The following is a 19,392-nucleotide window of genomic DNA, read 5'->3' on the forward strand; positions in this document are numbered from 1 at the left end:
GACTCCCTTACGAAGCCGCCGGGTCGCACACGCACCCGGCGGCTTCTCCTGTGCGGCCCCGGGTGTCACCATCGAACCCTGGACCGCATACACGTCATTTCGTGCACGGCCTCCCGCGAGAGATAATCGAACGGGACCGTGGCTTGCCGCGAAGCTCGGACGTCCTGGCACCTGTCCGGCAGGAGCTGGCGTGGGCGTGGTCCTACACACACAAAACCGGTGAAGGACACGCACTCATGACGACGCCCACGATCGAGCTCAAGCCCTCCTCGAACCCGCTGTCCGACGCGGAGCGCGAGGCGATCCTGGTCAAGCCCGGATTCGGCCGCTACTTCACCGACCACATGGTGACGATCAAGTGGACCGAAGGCCGCGGCTGGCACGACGCCCAGCTCGTCCCGTACGCGCCGCTGTCGATCGACCCCGCCAACATGACGCTGCACTACGGCCAGGAGATCTTCGAGGGTCTCAAGGCCTACCGCCAGCCCGACGGCACGGTCGCCACCTTCCGCCCCGAGGCCAACGCGGAGCGCTTCCAGCGCTCCGCGAACCGGCTGGCCATGCCGGAGCTGCCCGTGGAGACGTTCGTCGCGGCCTGCGACGCGCTCGTCCAGCAGGACGCGGCCTGGGTCCCGGCCCATGGCGGCGAGGAGTCCCTGTACCTGCGACCCTTCATGATCGCGACGGAGGTCGGGCTCGGGGTCCGCCCGTCCAACGAGTACCTCTTCCTCGTCATCGCCTCGCCGGCCGGCGCCTACTTCCCCGGCGGTGTGAAGCCCGTCTCGATCTGGCTGTCCGAGGACCGGGTGCGCGCCGTCCCCGGTGGCATGGGTGACGCCAAGACCGGCGGCAACTACGCCGCGTCCCTCCTCGCCCAGGCCGAGGCCGCCGCCAAGGGCTGCGACCAGGTGGCCTACCTCGACGCCGTCGAGCACAAGTGGGTCGAGGAGCTCGGCGGGATGAACCTGTACTTCGTGTACGGGAACAAGATCGTCACCCCGGCCCTCACCGGCTCCCTGCTCGCGGGCATCACGCGTGACTCGCTGCTCAAGCTCGCCGCGGACCTCGGCTACGAGCCCGAGGAGAGCCGCGTCTCCATCGACCAGTGGCGCGACGACACCGCGAACGGCACCCTCACCGAGGTCTTCGCCTGCGGCACCGCCGCCGTCATCACCCCGGTCGGCGTCGTGAAGAGCGCGGGCGGCGAGTGGACCCAGGGCGACGGCACGCCGGGCCCGGTCACCATGCGGCTGCGCGAGCGCCTGCTGGACATCCAGCGCGGTACCGCCGAGGACACCCACGGCTGGATGCACCCGCTCGGCTAGTCGCACAGTCGCTCTGCGCAGAAGGGCCGCGTCCGCCGGGCGCGGCCCTTTTCGTGTGTCACCTTTAGAGCACCACTCAAACTTGACCATCGAAAAGGGTTCCTGTCCCCTTGTCCGCTCGTTAGAGTGCTGCTCAAACACTGCTCGACCAAGAGGTGCCCCACCATGCGACTGACCCCGACCGAGCGCGACCGGCTGCTGCTGTTCGGCGCCGCCGAGCTGGCCCGCGCCCGCCGGGCCCGCGGTCTGAAGCTGAACGTCCCCGAGGCCACCGCGCTGATCGCGGACACCGTCTGCGAGGCCGCCCGCGACGGGCGCCGGCTCGCCGAGGCGATCGAGGCCGCCCGCGGCGTGCTGGGCCCGGACGACGTGCTGCCCGGGGTCGCCGACGTCGTCACCGAAGTCCATGTGGAGGCCGTCTTCGACGACGGATCGCGGCTCGCCGTGGTCTCCCGGCCCCTGGGCACCGGCCTCGGCGACGAAGCCCCCGGCGCCGTCGTGCCAGGGCCCGCGACCGCGCAGCCCGAGCCCTCCGTACGCCTCACCGTCCGCAACACCGCGAGCGTCCCCGTCTCCGTGACCTCGCACTTCCACTTCTTCGAGGCCAACCCACGGCTCGACTTCGACCGGGCGACGGCGTACGGGATGCGGCTGTCCGTGCCCGCGGGATCCTCCGTCCGTTTCGGACCCGGCGAATCCGTCGAGGTGGGCCTGGTGCCGATCGGCGGCGACCGCGTCGCGATCGGGTTCGCCGGACTGGTCGACGGCCCGCTCGACGCGCCCGGCGCGCGCGAGGAGGCCCTGCACCGCGCGGCCGCCTGCGGATACCTGGGGGCCGCGCGATGAGCATCGACCCGTACGAGTACGCCGCCGTGCACGGTCCGCGCGCCGGTGACCGGGTCAGGCTCGGCGACTGCGGGCTGACCGTCCGGGTCGAGTCCGACGCCCAGAAGCCGGGCGACGAGTTCCTCGCCGGATTCGGCAAGACCGCCCGCGACGGCCTCCACCTCAAGGCCGCCGCCGTCCGGGAGACCTGCGACGTGGTGATCAGCAACGTGCTGGTCATCGACGCCGTGCAGGGCATCCGGAAGGTGTCGATCGGCATCCGTGAGGGCCGGATCTCCGCGATCGGCAGGGCCGGGAACCCGGACACCCTCGACGGCGTGGACGTCGTCGTCGGCACGGGCACGTCCATCGTGTCCGGTGAGGGCATGATCGCCACGGCCGGCGCCGTCGACACCCATGTCCACCTGCTCTCGCCGCGGATCATGGAGGCCTCGCTCGCCTCCGGCGTGACCACGGTCATCGGCCAGGAGTTCGGCCCGGTCTGGGGCGTCGGCGTCAACTCGCCGTGGGCCCTGCGCCACGCGTTCAACGCCTTCGACGCCTGGCCGGTCAACATCGGCTTCCTGGGCCGCGGTTCCTCCTCCCACGAGGCGCCGCTCGTCGAGGCGCTCGCCGAGGGCGGGGCCTGCGGCTTCAAGGTCCACGAGGACATGGGCGCCCACACCCGCGCCCTGGACACCGCGCTGCGCGTCGCCGAGGAGTACGACGTCCAGGTGGCCCTGCACAGCGACGGGCTGAACGAGTGCCTGTCCGTCGAGGACACCCTGCGCGTCCTGGAGGGCCGCACCATCCACGCCTTCCACATCGAGGGCTGTGGCGGCGGCCACGTCCCCAACGTCCTGAAGATGGCCGGTGTGCCGAACGTCATCGGCTCCTCGACCAACCCCACGCTCCCCTTCGGCCGGGACGCGGTCGCCGAGCACTACGGGATGATCGTCTCCGTCCACGACCTGAAGACGGACCTGCCCGGCGACGCGGCCATGGCCCGGGACCGGATCCGGGCCGGCACGATGGGCGCCGAGGACGTGCTGCACGACCTCGGGGCCATCGGGATCACCTCGTCCGACGCCCAGGGCATGGGCCGGGCCGGTGAGACCGTCCGCCGCACCTTCGCCATGGCCGGGAAGATGAAGGCCGAACTCGGCCCGATGGAGGGCGACGGGCCGGGCGACGACAACGCCCGGGTGCTGCGCTACATCGCCAAGCTCACCATCAACCCGGCCATCGCCCACGGCCTCGCGCACGAGATCGGCTCCATCGAGACCGGGAAGCTCGCCGACATCGTGCTGTGGCGGCCCGAGTTCTTCGGCGCGAAGCCGCAACTCGTCCTGAAATCCGGCTTCCCCGCCTACGGCGTCACCGGCGACCCCAACGCCGCCACCGACACCTGTGAACCCCTCGTCCTCGGGCCGCAGTTCGGCGCGTACGGGGCGACCGCCGCCGATCTCTCGGTCGCCTTCGTCTCGCAGGCCGCCACCCAGCTGGGCGCGGACGCCATGCCGACCCGCAGACGGCGCGTCGGCGTCCGGGGCACCCGCGGAATCGGCCCCGCCGACCTGCGCCTCAACTCCCGTACCGGAACGGTCGACGTGGACGGGCGCAGCGGTCTCGTCACCCTGGACGGCGACCCGCTCAGCTCCGAACCCGCCGACTCGGTCTCCCTCAACCGGCTCTACTTCCTGTAAGGACCCGTGCTCCCGTGACCTTCCGCATGCCGCCCGAATGGGCCCCGCACGAACGCACCTGGATGGCCTGGCCCGGCCCCAACCCCACCTTCGCCTCCGCCGCCGAACTCGACGAGGCCCGCGGCGCCTGGGCCGCCGTCGCCCACGCCGTCCGCCGCTTCGAACCCGTCACGATGGTCGTCGGCCCCGGCCAGGAGGAGAGTGCCCGCGCCCTGCTCGGCCCGGACATCGAGCTCGCGGTGCGCCCGCTCGACGATGCCTGGATGCGCGACATCGGCCCCACCTTCGTCACCGACGGCCCTGAACTGGCGGCCGTCGACTGGACCTTCAACGGCTGGGGCGCCCAGGGCTGGGCCCGCTGGGAGCGCGACCGGCACATCGCCCGTTCCGTCGCCGAGCTCGCCGGCGTCCCCGTGCACGGCTCACCGCTCGTCAACGAGGGCGGCGCGATCCACGTCGACGGCGAGGGCACCGTCCTGCTCACCGAGACCGTTCAGCTCGGCAGGGAACGCAACCCCGACTGGAGCCGCGAGCAGGTCGAGGCCGAGGTCCACGCGCGCCTGGGCACCGAAAAGGCGATCTGGCTGCCCCGCGGACTGTCCGGCGACTACGGCACGTACGGCACGCTCGGCCACGTCGACATCGTGGCCGCCTTCGTCCGCCCCGGCACCGTCGTCGCCCACGTCCAGCCGGACCCGGCCCACCCCGACCACGAGATCACCCGCGAGACCGTCCGCGTCCTGCGCGCCGCCACCGACGCGAAGGGACGGGCGCTGGAGGTCGTGGAAGTCCTGGCGCCCACCGTGCTGCGGGCCGGCGGGGAGTGGGTCGACTACTCCTACATCAACCACTACCTCTGCAACGGCGGCGTCGTCCTGTGCGCCTTCGGCGACCCGCGCGACGAGCTCGCCGCCGGGATCTTCCGCCGCCTCTTCCCCACCCGTACGGTGACACTCGTCGACGCCCGCGCGATCTTCGCCGGGGGCGGCGGCATCCACTGCATCACCCAGCAACAGCCCAAGGTCTGAACCGTGCCCCCCACCCCGCGCAGCCGCAACACCGCCCCGCCCCGCGAGGACGTGCTCGCCGCCGTCATGGCCACCGTCGCCGCACGCGGCCTCGACGGCCTCACGATGGCCGGGCTCGGCCGCGAGGTCGGCATGAGCAGCGGCCACCTCCTCTACTACTTCCGCACCAAGGACGAGCTGCTGCTCCAGACCCTCGAATGGAGCGAGAACCGGCTCGGGGCCGAGCGGCGCAGCCTGCTGTCGCGGCCCGGCACGGTTCGCGAACGCCTCGACGCGTACATCGCCCTCTACCTCCCCGCCGGCCACCGCGACCCGCACTGGACGCTCTGGCTGGAGGTCTGGAACCGCTCGCGCGACGCCGACGACACCGCCCGCGCCCGGCAGGCCGCGATCGAGGGTGCCTGGCACCGCGACCTGGTGGCGCTGCTCGCCGAGGGCGGCTCGCGCGGCGAGTTCCGCCGGGTCGACGCCGAGCGCTACGCGACCCGGCTGCGCGCGCTGCTGGACGGCTTCAGCGTCCATGTGGCGGTCGGCCTTCCCGGGACCGGACGCGACCAAGTGCTCGAAGGCGTGGCCGAGTTCATCGAGGAGACCCTGGCCGCGAACGGCTGACGTCACCCACTCGTGAACACAACGTACGTAAGTACGCGTGATCGTTGCGCCCTGCACCCTTGTTGGGTTCCCGGCGGTTCGGGCACGGTGGCCAACCATGGGACGAGAGCAGTGGAAGAAAATCTGGGTCGGCTCGGCCGGCAACATGGTCGAGTGGTTCGACTGGTTCGTGTACGCGACCTTCGCGGTGTACTTCGCGGACTCGTTCTTCCCCGAAGGCAACGAGACCGCCAACCTCATGAACACCATGGGCATTTTCGCCGTCGGCTTCTTCATGCGGCCGGTCGGCGGCTGGCTGCTCGGCAGGATCGGTGACCGCAGGGGCCGCAAGGCCGCGCTCACCCTGACCGTCACCCTCATGTCGGCCTCCGCGGTCCTCATCGCGATCGCGCCGACCTACGACGTCGCCGGGTACGGCGGCGTCGCCGTGCTGATGGTGGCCCGGCTGCTCCAGGGGCTGTCCGTCGGCGGCGAGTACGCGGCCAGCGCCACCTACCTCACCGAGGCATCCGCACCCGAGAAGCGCGGCTTCGCCTCCAGCTTCCAGTACGTGTCCATGACCGCCGGACAGCTCGTCGGCCTCGGCCTCCAGATCCTCCTGCAGCGCAACATGTCCGAGGCGGCGCTGCACAGCTGGGGCTGGCGCATCCCGTTCGTCGTCGGCGCGCTCGGCGCGGGCATCGTCTTCTATCTGCGCCGCTCCATGCTGGAGACCGAGGTGTACGCGGAGTCCGGCGCCGCCGAGCAGCAGGACCGCGGCACGCTGAAGGTGCTGTGGCAGCACCGGCGCGAGGCCTTCCTCGTGATGGCGCTCACCATGGGCGGCACCGTCGCCTACTACACGTACACGACCTACCTCACGAAGTTCCTCTCCAAGAGCGCCGGCATGGAGAAGTCCACCGCCTCGCTCGTCAGCTTCTGCGCGCTGTTCGTGTTCATGTGCATCCAGCCGCTGGCCGGGATGCTGTCCGACCGGATCGGCCGCCGTCCGCTGCTGATCACCTTCGCGATCGGCTCGACCTTCCTGACCGTGCCGATCATGACGATGCTGAAGCACGCGGACACCTTCTGGCCCGCGCTCGGCCTTGCGCTCCTCGCGCTGCTCGTGATCACCGGCTACACCTCCATCAACGCCTGCGTGAAGGCCGAGCTCTTCCCGACCGGTATCCGCGCCCTGGGCGTCGGTCTCTCGTACGCCGTCGCCAACGCCCTGTTCGGAGGCACCGCCGAGTACGTGGCGCTGTGGTTCAAGAACGCCGGCGCCGAGTCCGGCTTCTACTGGTACGTCGCGGGCTGCGCCGCAGTCTCGCTCATCGTCTACCTGACCATGCGGGAGACCCGCGACATCGATCTCAACCGGGTCGCCGCCGTGCGGGCCGGGGAGAAGACGTCGCCCGCCGGAGCGACGAGCGTCACGCCCGCATCCTGAGACGGGCCGGGCACGGAGGCGGTCCTGTGTCAGACTGCTTCCGTGTCCTCGTTCGTCATGATTATTGGCAACAGGCGCGCCGGTCCGCAGTGATCGTCCCGTACCACCACGTACGGCACGGCCACCGTGCCCCAGACCCGCGCGCAGACCTCTCGCACCCGCGAGGGGTTTTTTGTTTTCCGGCCCCACCACCGGCCGGGACGAGGCGCGCGGGATGATGGGGGCAAGTGGAGTCAGATCGTCCGGATCCACTCATCCGACAGGAGTCAGACCAGCATGACCACCAAGGCCAAGCCCACCGACGACAGTTTCCATGTCTTCGACACCACGCTGCGCGACGGTGCCCAGCGTGAAGGCATCAACCTGACGGTCGCGGACAAGCTGACCATCGCCCGGCACCTGGACGATTTCGGCGTCGGTTTCATCGAGGGCGGCTGGCCGGGCGCCAACCCCCGCGACACCGAGTTCTTCGCCCGCGCCCGCCAGGAGATCGAGTTCAGGAACGCCGAGCTGGTCGCCTTCGGTGCGACCCGCAGGGCCGGCGGCAAGGCCGCCGAGGACCCGCAGGTCAAGGCGCTGCTGGAGTCGGGCGCCCCGGTCATCACGCTGGTCGCCAAGTCGCACGACCGCCATGTGGAGCTGGCCCTGCGCACCACGCTGGAGGAGAACCTGGAGATGGTGCGCGACACCGTCTCCCACCTGGTCGCCCAGGGGCGCAGGGTCTTCGTCGACTGCGAGCACTTCTTCGACGGGTACCGCGCCAACGCCGAGTACGCCAAGGCCGTCGTCCGGGCCGCGTCCGAGGCCGGCGCCGACGTCGTCATCCTCTGCGACACCAACGGCGGGATGCTCCCGGCCCAGATCCAGGCCGTCGTCGCCACCGTCCTGGCCGACACCGGTGCCCGCCTCGGCATCCACGCCCAGGACGACACCGGCTGCGCCGTCGCCAACACCCTGGCCGCCGTCGACGCGGGCGCCACCCACGTCCAGTGCACCGCCAACGGCTACGGCGAGCGGGTCGGCAATGCCAACCTCTTCCCCGTCGTCGCCGCGCTGGAGCTCAAGTACGGCAAGAAGGTCCTGCCCGAGGGCGCGCTCGCCGACATGACCCGCGTCTCGCACGCCATCGCCGAGGTCGTCAACCTCACGCCCTCCACCCACCAGCCCTACGTCGGCGTCTCGGCCTTCGCGCACAAGGCCGGGCTGCACGCCTCCGCGATCAAGGTCGACCCGGACCTGTACCAGCACATCGACCCCGCGCTGGTCGGCAACACCATGCGGATGCTCGTCTCCGACATGGCGGGCCGCGCCTCCATCGAGCTCAAGAGCGTGGAGCTCGGCATCGACCTCGGCGGCGACCGCGAGCTCATCGGCCGAGTCGTCGAGCGGGTCAAGGAGCGCGAGCTCCGGGGCTACACCTACGAGGCGGCCGACGCCTCCTTCGAGCTGCTGCTGCGCGCCGAGGCCGAGGGCCGGGTACGCCGGTACTTCCGCATCGAGTCCTGGCGCGCGATCGTCGAGGACCGCCCCGACGGCACCCACGCCAACGAGGCGACCGTGAAGCTGTGGGCCAAGGGCGAGCGCATCGTCGCGACCGCCGAGGGCAACGGCCCGGTCAACGCGCTCGACCGGGCCCTGCGCGTCGCCCTGGAGCGGATCTACCCGCAGCTCGCCAAGCTGGAGCTGATGGACTACAAGGTCCGCATCCTGGAGGGCCGCACCGGCACCGACTCCACCACCCGCGTCCTGATCACCACCGGGGACGGCACCGCCGACTGGTCGACCGTGGGCGTCGCCGAGAACATCATCGCGGCGTCCTGGCAGGCCCTGGAGGACGCGTACACCTTCGGGCTGCTGCGCGCGGGCGTCGAGCCGACGGAGTAGGGCGGGCGCACGGCGGCGGTGGACCCGGCCCGGTCCACCGCCGCCGTGCACGCGTGGGCTACTGCCCGAGGTGCCACTTCTGGTTGGCCGCCCCCGTGCACGTCCAGATCTGGGTGCGGGCGCCGTTGGCCGTCGACTGGTCCGTCACGTCCAGACACTTGTCCGCGGCCGTGTTGACGACGTCACCCGTCGCAGCGTTGTACGTCCAGCGCTGCGCCCCTGTGCCGTTGCAGGTGTACAGCTGGACCTTCGCCCCGTTCGCCGTCGAGCCCGAGGTCACGTCCAGGCAGGCGCCGAGCGTACGGATGGAGCCGTCGCTCTGCACCGTCCAGCGCTGGTTGGCCGCGCCCGTGCAGTCCCAGAGCTGGACGGGGGTGCCGTCGGCGCCGGTGTTGCCCGTGGCGTCGAGGCACTTGCCGCCCGGGCCGGACAGGGCGCCCGACGAGGCATCCGCCCCGGACTGCGTCCCCGACCAGGTGAAGGTCGCCGAGGTACGGGCGGGGAGTGAGTAAGTGAACCTGCTGCCGCCCCAGTTGACCGTCACCTGCTGGGCCGATCCGCCGCCGTTGTACGCGATGAGCGCCTTCGAGCCGTCCGGGTTGCGCCAGGCCACATTGGGCACGGTGGAGCTGGCGGTGGAGGAGATCCGGGAGGCCCCCGGGCGGACGAACTTGGTCAGGTGGCCCATCGTGTAGTACTCGATGGTGTAGTCGACCTGCCCGCTCCTGCTGTCCCCGTTGTGCACGGTGATCAGCCCGTCGCAGGTGCCGCAGCCGCCGTTGTGCGGGCCGCGGTTCTGGTCCACCGCCAGGGACCACTTGGTCACCGACTTCGCCCAGTTGCGGGTGTAATCGATGATGTTCATCATGTCTTCGCGCTGCTGGTCGGCGATCCAGGTGCCGCCCGAGTGCTCCGTCTGGAACGCGTCCATCGACGGGTACTGGTTGTGCACCGTCGTCTGCTTGGCGATGTCACCGCCGTAACCGTGCCAGGCCACCCCGCCGAAGTTCGGGTGGTTGCGCACCGCCGCGTCGTCCACGGTGGCCGCCGCGTACGCGTCGTAGGTGTCCCAGTTCCAGTCGTGCGCGAGCACCTTGGTGGCCAGACCCGCCGATGCCAGCTTGGGCAGCAGCTCGCTCTTGGTGAAGTAGGCCAGTCCGGAGCCGTTCCAGCTCATCGAGGGATAGCCGCCGCAGCACGTCGGTTCGTTCTGCGCGGTGACGTAGTCGACCGGCACGCCCTGGTCCCGGTAGGCCTGGAGGTACTTCACGAAGTAGTCGGCGTACGCGCCGTAGTTCTCCGCCTTCAGCCAGCCGCCGTTGAGCTGCCCGCTGTCCTTCATCCACGCCGGAGCGGTCCACGGCGACGCCACCGTCGTCAGTGCGGGGTTGAGCTGCCTGGCCTGTTTCGTCAGCGGCAGCACGTCCTCCAGATCGTGTGCGATCGAGAATTTCGACAGGGCAGGGTCGGTCTGCCCGGCGGGCAGGTCGTCGTACGTGTAGCCGTACCGCGCCAGGTCCGAACCGCCCATCGGATTGCGTACGAACGACAGCCCGATGCCCTCCGTGGGGGAGAACAGCTTCTTCATCGTGGCGTCGCGGGTCGCCTGGCTCAGCGCCCCGCTGCTCTTCATCAGGTACGCCGCGGTGTCGGTGAACGAGGCACCGCCGCCGGTGAAGGTCTGGTACCGGGTGTTCTCGTCGACGGTGATGTTCGTGCCGCCGCCCCCGTTCCCGGCCCCGAACGCGACCGGGGTCTGGGCCTCCAGGCCCCTGGTGACATGCCGGCCGCCCGAGTCGTCGGTGGTGGTCAGGGCGATGTTCACCGTCTCGCCGGCGGCCTGCGCGGTGCCGGACGAGAGTCCGGTGAGGCCGGCGGTAGCGAGCACTGCGGCGAGCAGCGCCCTGGCCGCTCTTCCTGTTCGGATCATGGCTGATGCCTTCCTCGGCGGGAGCGTGGGGGACGTGCCGTCGGACGAGACGGGAGTGAACTGCTCTTACGTGCCCACGTCAAGGGGATGTGCGTTCAGGACTTGAACGCAAGCGTGTTCCAGGCCACCCCTGAGATGGGTCCGGACCAATCTCGACGTGAAGTATTGACGGTCGTGTTCCGGCGGGGTTAACTCACGCCACCAACGCCGGTACCGGTTCCGGAACCGGTTGCGGTACCGGTTCCGTTGCCGGTCCGGCCGCTCTGTCTGCTGTGTCCTGGAGGTCCCCGATGCGTGTCACCATCGCTGATGTCGCCCGTGAGGCCGGCGTCAGCAAGACGACCGTGTCCCGGGTCATCAACACCAAGGGCGAAGTGGACGGTTCGACGGCCGCCCGTGTTCGTGAAGTGATCGCACAGCTCGGCTACGTACCCAGTTCGGGCGCCGTCGGTCTGGCCCGCGGCAGCAGCCGTACGGTCGGCATGCTGGTGCCCTCGCTGACCTGGCCGTGGATGGGCGAGGTGCTTCAGGGTGTCGTCGACACCGTCGAGGCCGCCGACTACGGGCTGTTGCTCTTCACCTGCAACCGCGGGGCCGAGTCCGTGGAGCGCTTCACCAGCCAGGTGTCGGCGCGCGCCTTCGACGGACTGGTCGTGGTCGAACCCGAGAACACCCTCGACCACCTCACCGCACTGCACCGCGCCGGCCTGCCGATCGTGCTGATCGATGATCGCGGCCACCACCCCGAGTTCCCCTCCGTCGTGACCACCAACCACGAAGGAGGCGCGTCGGCCGCCCGTCATCTGCGGGACGCCGGCCGCACCAGGCCCGTCGTCATCACGGGCCCCCAGGACTTCGGCTGCGTACGCGACCGGCTGGAGGGATTCGTCTCCGTCCTGCCCACCGATCTCGTCGTCCGCGGAGACTTCACCGAGCGCTGCGGCCGGCTGGCCGTGGAGGAACTCCTCGCCTCCGGAACGGAGTTCGACTCGGTCTTCGCGCACAACGACATTACCGCGGCAGGCGTGCTGCGGGCGCTGCGCGCCGCGGGGCGGACCGTGCCCGGCGATATCGCGGTGGTCGGATTCGACGACATCCCGATGGCCGAACACACCGAACCGCCCCTGACCACCGTGCGCCAGCCCACCCGGCAGATGGGTGAGACGGCCGCACGGATGCTCCTCTCCCACCTCGGCGGCACACCCGTACCCGACGCACCGCTCGTGCTGCCCACCGAACTGGTCGTGCGCCACTCGGCGCCCTAGCGCCGCGGGCCCCGCCCGCGCCGCACCCGCAGAACCCGCACCGCACCCGCACCGCCCGTACCCGGCGCGCCGAGCGCTGCCCGTTTCCGGTCTCCCAGACCCGCCAGTCCCTCCTGGAGTCGCCATGTCCGCACGCCGTCACCACACGCTCAGAGCGGTCGCGCTCGCCACCGCGGTGGTCGCGCTCGCCGCCGGATGCTCGTCAGCCAACTCGAACCGCAACAAGAGCGGCAGCGGCGCCACGGGCGTCCTGAACATCGGCAAGCCGGACGGGCCGCAGACGAACAACAGCAACCCGTTCCTGGCCACTTCGGCGGGCGCCACCCTCGGTTACCGCTTCATGATCTACGAGCCGCTGGCGATGGTGAGCCAGATCCGGCCCACCGCCAAGGCCGACCCGTGGCTGGCGACGGACTGGAAGTGGGAGCTCAACTACACCAAGGTCACCTTCACCCTGAACGACAAGGCCAAGTGGGCGGACGGCAAGCCGCTGACCGCCGAGGACGTCGCGTTCACCTTCAACCTGCTGAAGAAGCACCCGGCGCTCAACGCCGACGGCATCGCGTGGGGCGGGGTCGAGGCGCACGGCAAGAAGGTCGTCCTGACCTTCGACGACTCGCAGTACGTCAACCAGAACAAGATCATCCAGCAGTACATCGTGCCCAAGCACATCTGGGAAAGCGTCAAGAACCCGGAGACCTGGCCCAACCGCACGCCCGTCGGCTCGGGCCCGTACAAGCTGAAGACGTTCACCCCGCAGACCACCACCCTGACCGCCACGCCCAGCTACTGGAAGGGCACGACGAAGGTCAAGGAGCTGCGCTACAGCACCTACAACGACAACAGCGCCGCCACCACCGCGCTGGCCAGCGGCAAGCTGGAGTGGTCGTTCGTCTTCATGCCGAACTACAAGCAGCTGTTCATCTCCAAGGACCCCAAGAACCACAAGCTGTGGTTCCCCTCCGGGCTCGGCATCCACGGCCTGTGGTTCAACACCGCCCGCAAGCCGTTCGACAACCCGGCGCTGCGCAAGGCCATGGCGATGGTCGTCGACCGCAACGCGATCTACACCCAGGCCGAGGCGACGCTCTACCCGGAGATCACCAACCCGACCGGCATCCCGCTGCCCGCCGGTGAGTCCTTCATCGCGCCCGAGTACAAGAGCGCGACCACGAAGCCCGATGTCGAGGGCGCCAAGAAGGTCCTGGAGAAGGCCGGCTTCACGCTCAGCGGCGGCGTGCTGAAGGACCCGGGCGGCAAGGCCGTGAAGCTCACCCTCACCGACCCGGCCGGCTGGAACGACTACATCACCGGCCTCGCCATCATCAAGGACAACATCAAGAAGATAGGCATCGACGCCAAGGTCAAGACGCAGACCGCCGACGCCTGGACCGCCGACGTGGCCAACGGCAACTTCGACGCCACCCTGCACTGGACCAACAGCGGCGCGACCCCGTACGACATGTACCAGAACATCATGGACGGCGCGCTGCTCCAGCCCATCGGCAAGCCTTCCCAGCAAGGCAACTTCGGCCGCTTCAAGAGCACCGAGGCGACCGAGGCGCTCAAGGACTTCGCCGGTGCGACGACCGACACCGCTCGCACCTCGGCGATGAACGCCCTGCAGAAGATCATGGTCGAGCAGGCGCCGATGATCCCCACCGCGGCCGCGCCCATCGGGGCCGAGTACTCCACCAAGAACTGGGTGGGCTGGCCCACCGAGGCCGACCCGTACGCCGACCCGCAGCACACCCAGCGCTCCGCGCTGGAGGTCGTGCTGAAGCTCAAGCCGTCGAAGTAGCCGGCCGCTCTAGAACCCAGGGATCCAGGTACCGGCCATGTCTGAACAGACAGAGAAGAACCACGTCGTGCTCGAAGCACGCGGAGTCACCAAACACTTCGCCGTACGGCGCACCAGCCGCGATCTCGTCGCGGGCAGGCGCCGCACCGTCCACGCCGTCGACGACGTCTCGCTGCAACTGCGGCGCGGCACCGTCACGGCACTGGTGGGGGAGTCGGGCTCCGGGAAATCGACCGTCGCCAGGCTGCTCGCCCAGCTGTATCCGCTCACCGGGGGCGAGATCCACCTGGGCGGTCAGGCGGTGAAAGCCGGACGTGGCCGGTCCTTCCGCAGTTACGTACGCCGGGTCCAGCTCATCTTCCAGGACCCCTTCGCCTCGCTGAACCCGGTGCACACCGTGCGCTACCACCTCACCCGCGCCCTGAAGATCCACGGCAGGGCGGGCAGCGGCGAGGAGGAACTGGAACAGAACCTGACCGCTCTGCTGAACCGTGTCCAGCTGACTCCTCCTCATCAGTATCTGGACAAGTTCCCGCACGAGCTGTCAGGAGGTCAGCGCCAGCGCGTGGCCATCGCCCGCGCGCTCGGCGCCGACCCCCAGGTCCTCCTCGCCGACGAGCCCGTCTCGATGCTGGACGTCTCCATCCGGCTCGGGGTGCTCAACCTGCTCAAGGACCTCAAGGACCGCATGCACCTCGCGATCCTCTATATCACCCACGACATCGCGTCGGCCCGCTACTTCGCGGACTCCACGCTCGTCATGTACGCGGGCCGGATCGTCGAGGGCGGCGACAGCGAGACCGTCACCCAGCGCCCCGCCCACCCCTACACCCAGCTGCTGATCGCCTCGGCACCCGACCCGGACCGGGTCGCCGCCGAGGAGGAGCAGGAGGAGACCGGCAGCGGCGAGCCGCCCTCGCTCATCGATCCGCCGGCCGGCTGCCGGTTCCACCCCCGCTGCCCCAAGGCGATGGAGCGCTGCCGCACCGAACTGCCGCCGCGCTTCGACCTGGCCGACGGCCAGTGGGCCGCCTGCTGGCTGTACGGCTCCGAAGGCGCTGCGGCGAAGGAGGCTGCGAAGTGAAGTTCCTGCTCCAACGGCTCGCCTTCTACCTGGTCACCGCGTGGGCCGCGATCACCATCAACTTCCTCATCCCGCGGATGATGCCCGGCGACCCGGTGCAGTCCCTCATGGCCCGCTTCCAGGGACAGCTGGACACCAGCGCCATCGCCTCGCTCCAGGCCCTGTTCGGCCTGGACAAGCACCAGTCGCTCTGGCAGCAGTACACCGACTACTGGAGCCATCTGCTCGACGGCGACCTCGGCATGTCCTTCACCTTCTTCCCGACCCCGGTCAGCGAGGTCATCGGCCAGGCGCTGCCGTGGACGCTCGCGCTCGTCGGCATCACCACGCTGATCAGCTTCGTGCTCGGCACCGGCATCGGGGTCTACACCGGCTGGCGGCGCGGCTCCTGGATGGACAACCTGCTGCCCGTCACCACGTTCATCTCGGCCATCCCGTACTTCTGGCTCGGTCTCGTCGCCATCTCGCTGTTCGCCATGAAGTGGCCGCTCTTCCCGGCCGGCGGCGGATACGACAACGGGCTGGTGCCCGCCTTCGACTGGCCGTTCATCTCCAGCGCGCTCTACCACGGAGTGCTGCCCGGCCTCACGATCGTGCTCAGCGCCGTGGCCGGCTGGGTCCTCGGCATGCGCAACATGATGGTGACGGTGTCGAGCGAGGACTACGTCATGGTCGCCCAGGCCAAGGGGCTCTCCGAGCGCCGGGTGATGTTCGGCTACGCCGCCCGCAACGCGATCCTTCCCAACATCTCCGGCTTCGCCCTCTCGCTCGGCTTCATCGTCGGCGGCACGCTCCTGGTGGAGATGGTCTTCAACTACCCGGGCATCGGCTTCCAGCTCCTCCAGGGCGTGGGCGCCAAGGACTACCCCCTCATGCAGGGCGTCTTCCTGATCATCACGCTCTCCGTGCTCGCGGCGAACCTCCTCGCCGACGTCCTCTACATGGTCCTCGACCCCCGTACCCGAAGGGAGGCGTAGGGACATGGCCGTCATCGCAACCGAGGCCGCCGTACTCGACGCGGCCGAGACCCCGGCGCCCAGTAAGCGCAGGTTCCGCTTCCTGCGCGGCCGCAAGACCGTCGTCGGACTCTGCATCCTGCTGTTCTTCGTGCTGCTCGCCGTCATCGGCCCGTGGATCGCCCCGTACGACCCCGACATGATGAGCAAGGAACTGCTCCAGCCGCCTTCCGGTTCCCACTGGTTCGGTACCACGCAGACCGGTCAGGACGTGCTCTCGCAGATCCTCGTCGGCACCCGCGGCGTCCTCGTCGTCGGATTCGTCGCCGGCATCATCGCCACCATCCTCTCCGTGCTGATCGGCGTCAGCGCCGGCTTCCTCGGCGGCACCGCCGACGAAGTCCTCTCGCTGCTCTCCAACGTCTTCCTGGTCATCCCCGGACTGCCGCTGATCATCATCATCGCCAGCTTCGTCTCCGACACGGGCGACCTCCTGATCGCCGCCGTCATCGCCCTGACCTCCTGGGCCTGGGGCGCCCGGGTGCTGCGCGCCCAGACGCTGTCGCTGCGCCGCCGCGACTACGTCGAAGCGGCCCGTGCCACCGGTGAGTCGACCTGGCGGATCATCTTCTTCGAGGTGCTCCCCAACCTGGCCGCCGTCATCGCCTCCGGCTTCGTCGGCACGGTCATCTTCGCGATCCTCTCCGAGATCACGCTCGCCTTCATCGGCGTCGCCGACATCTCCAACTGGAACTGGGGGACCGTCCTGTTCTGGGCGCAGTCCAACCAGGCCCTCGCCCAGGGCGCCTGGTGGTGGTTCGTCCCGGCCGGACTCTGCATCGCGCTGCTCGGCATGTCGCTCGCCCTCATCAACTTCGGCATCGACGAGTTCGTCAACCCGCGCCTGCGCACCGAGACCGGCGGCTCCCGCAAGGTCCGCATGCGCGTCGGCTTCACGCCCGTGGCCCGTACGAGCACACCGGAGGCCGGCTTCACGCCCGTGGCCCGTACGAGCACACCGGAGGCCGGCTTCACGCCCGTGGCCCGTACCGGCACGTCCAAGAAGGAGCCCCGCCCATGAGCGAGCCCGTCCTCACCATCAGCGGCCTCAACGTGGACTACGGGACCGGAACCGACGCCGTGCACGCGCTGCGCGACATCGACCTCACCCTGCACCGCGGCGAAGTCCTCGGCCTCGCGGGCGAGTCGGGCTCCGGCAAGTCCACCCTGGCCTACGCCGTCACCCGGCTGCTCTCCCCGCCCGGCGTGATCACCGGCGGCGAGGTCCACTACCACCAGCGCGACGGCAGGGCACTCGACCTGCTGACCCTGTCGGCGCCCGAACTGCGCGCCTTCCGCTGGCAGGAGCTGTCGATCGTCTTCCAGGGCGCGATGAACTCCCTCAACCCGGTGCACACGGTCCACAGCCAGCTCACCGACGTACTCCAGGCGCACCGGCCGGAGATGAGGAAGAGCGAACGGACCGCACGCGCCGAGGAACTGCTGCGTCTCGTCGGGATCTCCGCCGACCGGCTCGGCGCCTACCCGCACCAGCTCTCCGGCGGCATGCGCCAGCGCGTGATGATCGCGATGGCCCTCGCCCTGGAACCCGAGATCGTCATCATGGACGAGCCCACGACGGCCCTCGACGTCGTCATGCAGCGCCAGATCCTGCGCCAGCTGGTCAGGCTCCGCGAGGAACTCGGCTTCTCCGTCGTCTTCATCACGCACGACATCTCCCTCCTCATCGAGTTCTCCGACCGGATCGCGATCATGTACGGCGGCCGGATCGTCGAGGAGGCCGGCGCGGCCGACATCTACCGCGACCCCCGCCACCCGTACAGCGACGGACTGCTGCACTCCTTCCCCGCGCTGCACGGCCCCCGCCGCGAGCTCAGCGGCATCCCGGGCTCGCCCCCGCACCTGTCCGCGATGCCGGCCGGCTGTGCCTTCCACCCCCGCTGCGCCAGGAAGGTCGAGGCCTGCGACACCCACGTTCCGGTGCTGGCCTCACCGGACGGGAGCGACGGCTCGCGCTCGGTGGCCTGCTGGCTCCACCGGGAAGCGCCGGCCGCCGTCCGGTCGTAGCGCACTTCGCCACGCACACCTCCAGGAGAACCATGAACCTCGTCACCCCTCAGGCCTACGCCCGCGAGCTCGCCGCCCGGGCCGTACCCGGTCTGCCCGCCGACTTCCGCTGGGGCGTGGCCACAGCCGCGTACCAGATCGAGGGAGCGGCGGCCGAGGACGGCAGAACGCCGTCGATCTGGGACACGTACTGCAGGGTGCCGGGCATGGTCGTCCGCGGCGAGAACGGCGATGTGGCCTGCGACCACTATCACCGGATGCCCGAGGACGTCTCGCTGATCGCCGACCTGGGTGTCGACACGTACCGCTTCTCGCTGGCCTGGCCCCGCATCCAGCCCGGTGGGCGCGGGCCCGCCAACGCGAAGGGCCTGGACTTCTACAAGCGCCTGGTCGACGAGCTGGACGCCAAGGGCGTCACTCCGTGGATCACCCTCTACCACTGGGACCTGCCGCAGGAGCTGGAGGACGCGGGCGGCTGGCCCGCCCGTGACACCGCGTTCCGCTTCGCGGAGTACGCCGCCCTCGCCTACGACGCCCTGGGAGACCGGGTGCAGCACTGGACCACGCTGAACGAGCCGTGGTGCTCGGCGATGCTCGGTTACGCGTACGGCAACCAGGCACCCGGCCGCAAGGACTTCGGCGAGGCGATCCACGCCGTCCACCACCTGCTGCTCGGCCACGGTCTCGCCTCGCAGTACATGCGGGAGCAGGCCGCCGCCCGAGGCAACGACCTCGAACTCGGCATCACCCTCAACCTGGGCACCGCGACGCCCGAGACCGACAGCCACGAGGACGCCGAGGCCTGCCGCCGCGCCGACGGCCTCGGCGCCCGCCTCTACCTGGACCCGGTCGTCAAGGGCGCCTACCCCGAGGACATCGTCGCCGACCTCGCCGCCCAGGGCATCGAACTCCCGGTCCGGGACGGCGACCTGGCGGCCGTCTCCACCCCGCTGGACGTCCTCGGTGTCAACTTCTACCGCGGCTCGCTCTTCTCCGGCGTGACCGAGGACGGCGCGACGACCGACGCCGACGGCCTGCCCGTCACCCGGGTCGTCGAGCGCGACCTGCCCCGTACCGCCATGGACTGGGAGATCACCCCCACCGCCCTCACCGACCTGCTCGTCCGTCTGGAGAAGGACTACGGCCTCCCGACGGTCATCACCGAGAACGGTGCCGCCTTCGACGACACCGTCTCCGCGGACGGCGAGGTCCACGACGCCGACCGCACCACCTATCTGGCCGACCACATCGCCGCAGTCGCCGAGGCCCGCGTTCAAGGGGCCGACGTCCGGGGGTACTTCGCCTGGTCGCTGATGGACAACTTCGAGTGGTCCTACGGCTACGACAAGCGATTCGGCATCGTCCGCGTCGACTACGACACGCAGGTGCGGACGCTCAAGGACAGCGCCAAGTGGTACCGCGACACCATCCACCTCACCCGCAACGCGTAGCCGCGCCC

General features: G+C 69.9%; 15 protein-coding genes. 14 read left to right on the forward strand and 1 reads right to left on the reverse strand.

All coding sequences use genetic code 11. The annotated features are described in order from the left end of the window. Positions 1-236: 236 nt before the first annotated feature. The 7 genes from OG446_RS27465 (at position 237) to cimA (ending at position 8,809) form a co-directional block, all read left to right on the forward strand. Positions 237-1,325 (forward strand): branched-chain amino acid aminotransferase, encoded by a 1,089-nt coding sequence (locus tag OG446_RS27465; RefSeq protein WP_328896530.1) that lies wholly within the window; start codon positions 237-239, stop codon positions 1,323-1,325. 165 nt (positions 1,326-1,490) lie between these two features. Then, entirely contained in the window at positions 1,491-2,171 is a 681-nt protein-coding gene (gene ureA, locus OG446_RS27470) for an urease subunit gamma (RefSeq protein ID WP_328896531.1), read from the forward strand. Beyond that, positions 2,168-3,856, forward strand: a complete 1,689-nt coding sequence (locus OG446_RS27475; protein ID WP_328896532.1) for an urease subunit alpha — start codon at positions 2,168-2,170, stop codon at positions 3,854-3,856. Before ureA ends, OG446_RS27475 begins: the two co-directional genes overlap by 4 nt. Positions 3,857-3,882: 26 nt before the next feature. After that, positions 3,883-4,884, forward strand: coding sequence for an agmatine deiminase family protein (locus tag OG446_RS27480; RefSeq protein WP_328898432.1), 1,002 nt, complete (start codon positions 3,883-3,885; stop codon positions 4,882-4,884). A gap of 3 nt (positions 4,885-4,887) precedes the next feature. Further along, a complete protein-coding gene (locus tag OG446_RS27485) occupies positions 4,888-5,496 on the forward strand; it encodes a TetR/AcrR family transcriptional regulator (protein ID WP_328896533.1) in 609 nt (202 codons plus the stop codon). A 97-nt stretch (positions 5,497-5,593) separates the two neighbouring features. Next, the gene (locus OG446_RS27490; protein WP_328896534.1) at positions 5,594-6,925 is read left to right on the forward strand and encodes an MFS transporter; all 1,332 of its coding nucleotides are present in this window, start codon (positions 5,594-5,596) and stop codon (positions 6,923-6,925) included. Positions 6,926-7,201: 276 nt separating this feature from the next. After that, a complete protein-coding gene (cimA, locus tag OG446_RS27495) occupies positions 7,202-8,809 on the forward strand; it encodes a citramalate synthase (RefSeq protein ID WP_326657702.1) in 1,608 nt (535 codons plus the stop codon). 58 nt (positions 8,810-8,867) lie between these two features. Here the strand turns inward: cimA and OG446_RS27500 are convergent, their stop codons facing one another. Next, positions 8,868-10,739 carry a ricin-type beta-trefoil lectin domain protein gene (locus tag OG446_RS27500; RefSeq protein ID WP_328896535.1) on the reverse strand — a complete coding sequence of 624 codons (1,872 nt, stop codon included), beginning with the start codon at positions 10,737-10,739 and terminating at the stop codon, positions 8,868-8,870. A gap of 290 nt (positions 10,740-11,029) precedes the next feature. Here OG446_RS27500 and OG446_RS27505 point away from each other — a divergent pair, with 290 nt between their 5' ends. From OG446_RS27505 to OG446_RS27535, 7 genes are all read left to right on the forward strand, one after another. After that, a complete protein-coding gene (locus OG446_RS27505) occupies positions 11,030-12,004 on the forward strand; it encodes a LacI family DNA-binding transcriptional regulator (protein ID WP_326657700.1) in 975 nt (324 codons plus the stop codon). 124 nt (positions 12,005-12,128) lie between these two features. Next, a complete protein-coding gene (locus OG446_RS27510) occupies positions 12,129-13,805 on the forward strand; it encodes an ABC transporter substrate-binding protein (RefSeq protein ID WP_328896536.1) in 1,677 nt (558 codons plus the stop codon). Between the two features lie 37 nt (positions 13,806-13,842). Further along, positions 13,843-14,889 carry an ABC transporter ATP-binding protein gene (locus OG446_RS27515; RefSeq protein ID WP_328896537.1) on the forward strand — a complete coding sequence of 349 codons (1,047 nt, stop codon included), beginning with the start codon at positions 13,843-13,845 and terminating at the stop codon, positions 14,887-14,889. After that, positions 14,886-15,866 (forward strand): ABC transporter permease, encoded by a 981-nt coding sequence (locus tag OG446_RS27520; RefSeq protein WP_328896538.1) that lies wholly within the window; start codon positions 14,886-14,888, stop codon positions 15,864-15,866. The genes OG446_RS27515 and OG446_RS27520 overlap by 4 nt, the downstream gene beginning before the upstream one ends. Positions 15,867-15,870: 4 nt before the next feature. Continuing rightward, positions 15,871-16,926, forward strand: coding sequence for an ABC transporter permease (locus tag OG446_RS27525; protein WP_328896539.1), 1,056 nt, complete (start codon positions 15,871-15,873; stop codon positions 16,924-16,926). Continuing rightward, positions 16,923-17,933, forward strand: coding sequence for an ABC transporter ATP-binding protein (locus tag OG446_RS27530; RefSeq protein ID WP_328896540.1), 1,011 nt, complete (start codon positions 16,923-16,925; stop codon positions 17,931-17,933). Before OG446_RS27525 ends, OG446_RS27530 begins: the two co-directional genes overlap by 4 nt. A 32-nt stretch (positions 17,934-17,965) precedes the next feature. Further along, positions 17,966-19,384: a GH1 family beta-glucosidase gene (locus OG446_RS27535; protein WP_328896541.1), complete on the forward strand. Its 1,419-nt coding sequence runs from the start codon at positions 17,966-17,968 to the stop codon at positions 19,382-19,384. Positions 19,385-19,392 lie beyond the last annotated feature (8 nt).

Source organism: Streptomyces sp. NBC_00236, from assembly GCF_036195045.1.
In the GTDB taxonomy this organism is placed as follows: domain Bacteria; phylum Actinomycetota; class Actinomycetes; order Streptomycetales; family Streptomycetaceae; genus Streptomyces.

Excerpts from the sequence above, each read along its gene's own strand:
- OG446_RS27465 (WP_328896530.1), top strand. The coding sequence starts at position 237 with ATGACGACGCCCACGATCGAGCTCAAGCCCTCCTCGAACCCGCTGTCC.
- ureA (WP_328896531.1), top strand. The coding sequence starts at position 1,491 with ATGCGACTGACCCCGACCGAGCGCGACCGGCTGCTGCTGTTCGGCGCC.
- OG446_RS27475 (WP_328896532.1), top strand. The coding sequence starts at position 2,168 with ATGAGCATCGACCCGTACGAGTACGCCGCCGTGCACGGTCCGCGCGCC.
- OG446_RS27480 (WP_328898432.1), top strand. The coding sequence starts at position 3,883 with ATGCCGCCCGAATGGGCCCCGCACGAACGCACCTGGATGGCCTGGCCC.
- OG446_RS27490 (WP_328896534.1), top strand. The coding sequence starts at position 5,594 with ATGGGACGAGAGCAGTGGAAGAAAATCTGGGTCGGCTCGGCCGGCAAC.
- cimA (WP_326657702.1), top strand. The coding sequence starts at position 7,202 with ATGACCACCAAGGCCAAGCCCACCGACGACAGTTTCCATGTCTTCGAC.
- OG446_RS27500 (WP_328896535.1), bottom strand. The coding sequence starts at position 10,739 with ATGATCCGAACAGGAAGAGCGGCCAGGGCGCTGCTCGCCGCAGTGCTC.
- OG446_RS27505 (WP_326657700.1), top strand. The coding sequence starts at position 11,030 with ATGCGTGTCACCATCGCTGATGTCGCCCGTGAGGCCGGCGTCAGCAAG.
- OG446_RS27510 (WP_328896536.1), top strand. The coding sequence starts at position 12,129 with ATGTCCGCACGCCGTCACCACACGCTCAGAGCGGTCGCGCTCGCCACC.
- OG446_RS27515 (WP_328896537.1), top strand. The coding sequence starts at position 13,843 with ATGTCTGAACAGACAGAGAAGAACCACGTCGTGCTCGAAGCACGCGGA.
- OG446_RS27525 (WP_328896539.1), top strand. The coding sequence starts at position 15,871 with ATGGCCGTCATCGCAACCGAGGCCGCCGTACTCGACGCGGCCGAGACC.
- OG446_RS27530 (WP_328896540.1), top strand. The coding sequence starts at position 16,923 with ATGAGCGAGCCCGTCCTCACCATCAGCGGCCTCAACGTGGACTACGGG.
- OG446_RS27535 (WP_328896541.1), top strand. The coding sequence starts at position 17,966 with ATGAACCTCGTCACCCCTCAGGCCTACGCCCGCGAGCTCGCCGCCCGG.